Below are 6,407 nucleotides of genomic sequence, written 5' to 3'. Positions count from 1 at the left end.
TGTTGCCACGACGGCCGACAGGGTCGAGCTGCGTCGACACCACGCTATTCGCTCTATTCATTCGACGCTCCGTGATCGAGCGGCGGTCGTCGTGCAGTATGCGGCGATAACGCCGGCCACTGCCTCGACGGAATCGGGCTCTAGGTGAAGATGATGGCCGCCCGGCAGTACCTCCCGGGTCAGCCGGGCGACCGCCTGACGGGCCTCTTGCGACCAGCGCCGCTGGCCGAGAATCCCCCTATCGCCCTCCACCAGCAGCACCGGCGCCTGTATCTCGCCGAGCAGCGCCAGCACCTGCTCCGGAGTGAAGCGTACCAGCGAGGGCTTGAGCAGGCGGGGGTCGGTGCGCATCTCGACCTGCCCCTCGGCGGTGGCCCGGGTGTTGCGCTCGACCACCGGATAGATGGCGATACGCCCGACCGACGTCACGCCGCCGGCCACGCGGGCGGCCACGGCGGCGTCCATATCGGCGTAGCGCGGCAGGCGCGAGGAGGTGCGCCGGTGGGCCAGAAGCCCCTTGCGCAGCTGGGCCGCACTTTCGCGCGCCTCGGTGTTGAGCGCCCCGAGGCCATCGACCAGCAGCAGCCGCTCGACCCTTTCGGGAAGCGTGGCGGCCAGCACGCAGGCCACCGCCGCGCCCATCGAGTGCGCCAGAAGCGTGGCACGCTCGATGGCAAGCGCATCGAGCGCGTCGAGCACGTCGAAGACGTAGTCCCACAAGGCGTAGTCGCCGCCGGGCGGGGCGTGCTCGGAGTGGCCGTGGCCGCGAAAGTCGAGCGCCACGATGCGCACGTCCATCTCCCGCGCCAGGCGCGGTGCCAGGCGCGAAAAGCTCGCGGCGTTGTCGAGCCAGCCGTGCAAGGCGAGCCAGACCGGCGCCCCCTCGCGGCCCCAGGAGAGCGCGGCGAGGCGTTTGCCGGCAAGCGCAAGCGGCCGGGCGGCGTGGGCAAGTTCGTTCATGGAAAGTCTCTCATGCTGTCGATGACCGCCTGTCGTGATGACGCTGCATGACGTAGACGTTACCATGCTCTCGCTATTGAACGCCGTTTTTGACCTTTGTTTGTCTAACCCCTGTTTGTCCAACCCTTGTTTGTCGATGAGTCCCTTCATGAAACCTCGCCGTGATACCCGTGTTCGCAATACCGTCTTCTTCATCGCCGTGATCAGCGCCGTCGTCGTGGGGCTGTGGCTGGCGCGCTGAGGCGCGTCCTGAATCCTTGCAATTTTCGAGGCGGCATCGAATACTGTATATAAATACACTATTCGATTCACAAGGACGTCACCATGTCGCCTCAACCCCTCCACGTTGCGACAGCCAGGCCCCTCACCTTTCAACCGCTGGCCTTTCCCGCCCTGCGCGCCCGGGCGGGATTCAGCGGCTTTCCCTCGCCGGCCCAGGATTACGAGCAGCGCACGCTGGATCTCAACACGCGCCTGATCAAGAACCCGACGCAGACGTTCTACCTGAGCGCCACCGGCGACAGCATGGAGGGCTGGGGCATCTTCGATGGTGATCTCTTGGTGGTGGACCGCAGCGTTCGGCCACGCCTGGGGCACATCTTGGTGGCACTGTTCGACGGCGAGGTGCTGATCAAGCGCTACGCGCTCCATCAGGGCGTGCCGCACCTGTGCTCCGCCCACCCGCTCTACCCGCCGCTGCCGCTGGAGGGCACCGAGTGCCAGCTGTGGGGCGTAGTGCGCGCGGTGATCCACGAGTACGTGCCGTGATCGGCCTGGTCGACGCCAACAACTTCTACGTCAGCTGCGAGCGCGTCTTCCAGCCCGAGCTCGAGGGCCGCCCGGTAGGAGTGATGAGCAACAACGACGGCTGCATCATCGCCCGCTCGGAGGAGCTCAAGGCGATGGGCATCGCCATGGCCACGCCCGCCTTCAAGCTCGAAGGGCTTCACCGCGCCGGGCGTATCCACCTGAAGTCGTCGAACTACGAGCTCTACGGCGACATGTCGGGCAGGCTCTGCCAGCTTCTGCGCGACGCCTGCCCGCAGGTGGCGCCCTACTCCATCGACGAGATGTTCATCTACCTCGACGGCCTTGACCCGGCGCGCTGCCAGGCACTGGGGGCCTGGCTTCGGCGGCGCATTCGCCGCCACCTGGGGCTTCCCGTGTGCGTGGGGCTCGCGCCGACCCATACGCTGGCCAAGCTCGCCAACCACGCGGCCAAGAAGCACCCGCGCTACCAGGGCGTGTGCCTGCTCCACGCCGACGCCGCCGACACCGCCGCGCTCTTGAAGCAAACCCCGATCGACGCGGTCTGGGGCATCGGTCGGCGCCTGGCCGAGCGGCTGGCGGTGCAGCGCATCCACACCGCCTGGGATTTGCGCGAGTGCGACCATCACGACCTGCGCCGGCGCTTCTCCGTGGTGCTGGCGCGCACGGCGCTGGAGCTTCGCGGCACGCCGTGCCTTGAAATGAACGCGCTGGACGCGCCGCGCCAGCGCATCATGACCTCGCGCTCCTTCGGCAAACCCACCGGCGTGAAGGCGGAGCTCATGGAGGCGCTCGGCCGCCACGCCCAGCGCAGCGCCGAGAAGCTGCGCGAGCAGCGCAGCCTCGCCCGGGCGGTGATGCTGTTTCTCAATACCAACCGCCACCGCCCGGAGCAGCCGCAGTACTTTCCCCACGCCATGATTCCGCTCGCCGCGCCCAGCGACGATACCCGGGTGATGCTCGTCGCGGTACGCGAAGGGCTCGAGCAGATCTATCGCCCGGGGCATCGCTTCATGAAGGCGGGCGTGATGCTGCTGGATCTGGTCGACGCCGAGCAGTATCAACTCTCGCTCTTGCACCAGCCGCCGCGCCACCGCCACCACCCCGCCTTGATGGCGACCCTCGACGACATCAACCAGCGCATGGGGCAAGGCAAGATCGGCTTCGGCCTCACGCCGGAAAAGGCCGCCTGGCAGCTGCGCTGCCATCATCGCTCCAACCGGTTCACCACCCACTGGGGCGAGCTGATGAAGGCGGGCACCCACCCCGGCGCAATCAAAGCGTGTGCGAAGCGAACCTAGCCGCTACCCTAATCACTCAAACTCATCGCCTCACTGGTTACCATGTCGCTGACTCGCCCCGATCGAGAGTTCGCCCCCTCCCCGGACAGGGCCCAACGCCTCGCCAGCCGCTACATCGCCCGTCGCCTCGCGCGAACCCCGCCGCTGGCAGCCCCGGACCCGGCAGCGCTCAAGCGCAGCCGTCGCTTCGTGATCCTGTGGGCGGCGCTGGCGGGGATCGTCTCGGGCACGTTGATCGGCGGGTCGGAATGGTGGATGCGCCAGGTCTGGGCGGACAACTGGGAGGCGATGTCGCTGCGCGAGCAGTTGCCCTACTGGAGCGCCTACATGGCCTTCGCCGGGGTGATCACCGTGCTCGAGATCGGCTTTCTCTACTGGAACTCGCTGCGCGGCGTGGCGCGGGTGGCGCGCTTCGCCGGCCTGGACTACCAAACCACCCTGCCCCAGCCGCCCGCGGTGGAACTGACGGTACAGGGCGTGACGCGCATCGCGCTGGAGTACCCAAGCCCTGGCAGCCTGATCTACGGCGTCGACCCTCACGCCCACCTGCACGGCTGGAAGCTGACGCTCCAGGCACTGCTCTACCGGCTCAAGGTCAGCATGAGCAGCTTTCTGCTGCGCGCGGTGATGCGCCGACTGCTCGGGCGCCTGACGCTGCGCGGCTTCATTCCCATGCTCATGGCACCGCTCTACGCGCTGTGGAACGCCTGGATCGCGGCGCGCATCACCCAGGAAGCGTATCTTCTGGCCTCCGGCCCCCGGCGTATCGAAGAATTGATGCAGCGCCTTGCGCACACCCCGGACCAGACTCGCGAGCTGCTGGCCCAGGGCGTGGGAGAAATCATCATGCGCAACCGCCACCCGCACCCGAACCTGGTGCTGTTGCTCTCGCACCTTCTGGCCACGCTTCCCGAAAGGCCCACCGCCCTGGAGGTGGAGTGGCCACGTGCCCAGCAGGCGTACGCCGCGCTCGATCCTGACCAGCAGGCCGAGCTGCTGGCGCACCTGGCGCAGGCGGTGCTGCTCAGCGGCGACTACCGCGGCGCGCGCAAACGCTTCCTGCAGGAGGTGTTCGCCCGCTGCCAGACGCCGCTGTCGCGCGAGTTCATCGACGCGCAGGTGGTCACCGTCTGACGGTGCTCAGCGCGGCGCCAGGCTCGAGCGCAGGCGCGGGCTGATGCACTCGCCCACCAGGATCATCACGGCCAAAGCCGCCAGCAGCCACGGCCAGTGCTCTGTAAACGACACGGTGAAGAGCGCCAGCTGGTCGGCGAAGATGACCAGGATGCCCAAGGGGCTCACGTAGCGCGCCATCAGGAGCCACAGCGTATACAGGCGCGGGCCGAGGCCCAGCTCGTCGCGCATCACGCTCTTCTTGAGCAGGAACCCGGCGACCAGCACGGTGCCGAGCCCGCCCAGCGGCATCAGCCAGCGCGAGGTCAGGTAGTCCAGCCAGTCGAAGAAGGTCTTGCCCGCCAGCGTCCAGTCCGCGCCGAGGTTGAACGAAAGCATCGCCGCAGTGCTCAAGAGCCACAGCACGAGGCCCGTTGCCAGCGAGGCCCAGCGCCGCGTGAAGCCCTTGCTGTCGCACAGCCACGAGACCGTCGCCTCGACCATCGAGATCGACGAGGTGAGCGCGGCCATCGACAGCATGAGAAAGAACAGGATTTCGAACAGCGTGCCCAGCGGCATCGCCTGGAAGGCGATCGGCAGGCTCATGAAGATCAGACCCGGCCCGCCCGCCGGGTCCATGCCGTTGGCGAAGATCACCGGGAAGATGGCGAGCCCCGCCATCAGCGCAACGACCGTGTCCGCCAGCGCCACGGCGAGCGTGGTGCGCCCGATCGAGGCGCTCCTGGGCAGGTAGCTGCCGTAGGTCAGGATGGCACCGGCGGCCAGCGACAGGGTAAAGAAGGCGTGGCCGAGCGCGGCCAGCAGGCCCTCGCTCGACAGGCTCCCGGCATTGAACGAGAACAGAAACGCGAAGGCGTCGCCGAAGCCGCCGGAGAAGGTGCCGAAACCGATCAGCAGCACCAGCATCAGCACCAGCCCCGGCATCATCCAGCTCACGCTCCTCTCGATGCCCTTCTGAACCCCCTTGCCGACGACCAGCATGGTGACGAGGGTCACCAGCGTGCTCCAGAAACCAAGATTGAAAGGATCGGCGTTGTTGGCGTCGAACACGTCCGCCAGTGCTCCGACGCTTTCAGCGCTCAGGCCACCGCTGAGGGACTTCCACAGATAGGAGAACGACCAGCCCGCGACCACCACGTAGAACGACAGGATCAAGAAGCCGCAAAGCATCGACATCCAGCCCAGCACCGACCACATCGGCGAGCGCCCGGACTCCGTGACCACGCGCCGGAAGGCGTCGACGGGGCTGCCCCGGCCGCGCCGCCCGAAGGCGATCTCGGCCATCATCACCGGCACTCCCACCAACAGGATGCACACCAGATAGACCAGCACGAAGGCCCCGCCGCCGTACTCGCCGGTCATGTAGGGAAACTTCCAGATGTTGCCGAGCCCGACCGCCGAGCCGGTCGCGGCGAGCATGAAGCCCCAGCGGCCGAGCCACTGTGCGCGTGGTTGATCAGAAGACGCCATGCGTTGTTGTCCTGTCCTCGAAAAAAGGCGATATCCTGGAGGATTTTCCGCAAAAAACCCAGAACTTTCGATGTCAGTACGCCCTGGCCTCGGCATCGAGACGCTGGGCGGTTCGATCCAAGCGCTTGAGCACCATCAGGATCAGCGCGCCCAGCCCCACCAGCGCACCGGCCAGCCACAGCCCGAGCCGATAGTCACCGGTGGTTTCGACCAGCACACCGGTCAACGCCGGGGCGATGATCTGTGCCGCGCCGTAGGCGAGCGTCAGTTGCCCCATCAGCCTGGCCGGGTTGTCCGGATAGAGCCTCCCTGCCATGGTCAGCACCAGGCAGACACAGCCCAGAAAGGTGCCGCCGTAAAGCACCGCGCTGAGCCAGAGTGTGGGCAGGCTCGTACTGAAAAGTGGCAACCAGATACCGACCACCTGAACGGCCATGGCGAGCCCCAGCGCGCCCAGGTAGCCGATGTACCGGGCAACGAAATCCCACACCACCACCGTCAGCGCCGCAGATAGCCCTACCAGTGCGAAGGCCCAGTTGCCCGCGCCGGAAAGCGACGGTTCGCGCTCGACGATCGCGACGAGAAAGGTGGCATTGACCACGTAGCCATAGCCGGCGCAGAAGTAGGCGGGCATCATCAGGCACAGGAAGATCGCGCTGACGGGGCGCGTCGTCGCGGGTTTGCGGGAGGCGCTGGCGGCACGGCTCGCCGGCGGCGGCAGCCATCGCCAGGCGGGAATCGCAAGTACGACGCCCAGAATGCCCAGCCACAGCC

Annotated in this window: 6 protein-coding genes; 3 read left to right on the top strand and 3 right to left on the bottom strand. The window is 67.1% G+C overall.

Features of this window, described 5'->3' with window-relative positions; all coding sequences use genetic code 11:
* Positions 1-57: 57 nt before the first annotated feature.
* A complete protein-coding gene (locus BIS11_RS08680) occupies positions 58-960 on the bottom strand; it encodes an alpha/beta fold hydrolase (protein ID WP_253585929.1) in 903 nt (300 codons plus the stop codon).
* Positions 961-1,284: 324 nt separating this feature from the next.
* On the opposite strand from BIS11_RS08680, the gene BIS11_RS08675 reads away from it, so the two are divergent.
* The 3 genes from BIS11_RS08675 to BIS11_RS08665 are packed head-to-tail and all read left to right on the top strand — an operon-like array spanning position 1,285 to position 4,163.
* Entirely contained in the window at positions 1,285-1,728 is a 444-nt protein-coding gene (locus tag BIS11_RS08675) for a LexA family transcriptional regulator (protein ID WP_227389328.1), read from the top strand.
* Entirely contained in the window at positions 1,725-3,029 is a 1,305-nt protein-coding gene (locus tag BIS11_RS08670; RefSeq protein ID WP_253421278.1) for a Y-family DNA polymerase, read from the top strand. The genes BIS11_RS08675 and BIS11_RS08670 overlap by 4 nt, the downstream gene beginning before the upstream one ends.
* A 42-nt stretch (positions 3,030-3,071) precedes the next feature.
* Complete coding sequence (locus tag BIS11_RS08665; RefSeq protein ID WP_253421276.1) at positions 3,072-4,163, top strand: hypothetical protein; 1,092 nt, start codon at positions 3,072-3,074, stop codon at positions 4,161-4,163.
* 6 nt (positions 4,164-4,169) lie between these two features.
* Here the strand turns inward: BIS11_RS08665 and BIS11_RS08660 are convergent, their stop codons facing one another.
* Together BIS11_RS08660 and BIS11_RS08655 are read right to left on the bottom strand one after the other, a co-directional pair.
* Positions 4,170-5,633, bottom strand: coding sequence for a sodium-dependent transporter (locus BIS11_RS08660; protein ID WP_253421275.1), 1,464 nt, complete (start codon positions 5,631-5,633; stop codon positions 4,170-4,172).
* Positions 5,634-5,706: 73 nt separating this feature from the next.
* A partial coding sequence (locus BIS11_RS08655) for a YbfB/YjiJ family MFS transporter (RefSeq protein ID WP_253585928.1) occupies positions 5,707-6,407 on the bottom strand: 701 nt, incomplete at its 5' end.

Source organism: Halomonas sp. 707D4 (assembly GCF_024158685.1).
Lineage (GTDB): Bacteria > Pseudomonadota > Gammaproteobacteria > Pseudomonadales > Halomonadaceae > Vreelandella.
This window is presented reverse-complemented; position numbering and strand designations above follow the sequence as displayed.

Excerpts from the sequence above, each read along its gene's own strand:
- BIS11_RS08680 (WP_253585929.1), bottom strand. The coding sequence starts at position 960 with ATGAACGAACTTGCCCACGCCGCCCGGCCGCTTGCGCTTGCCGGCAAA.
- BIS11_RS08665 (WP_253421276.1), top strand. The coding sequence starts at position 3,072 with ATGTCGCTGACTCGCCCCGATCGAGAGTTCGCCCCCTCCCCGGACAGG.
- BIS11_RS08660 (WP_253421275.1), bottom strand. The coding sequence starts at position 5,633 with ATGGCGTCTTCTGATCAACCACGCGCACAGTGGCTCGGCCGCTGGGGC.
- BIS11_RS08675 (WP_227389328.1), top strand. The coding sequence starts at position 1,285 with ATGTCGCCTCAACCCCTCCACGTTGCGACAGCCAGGCCCCTCACCTTT.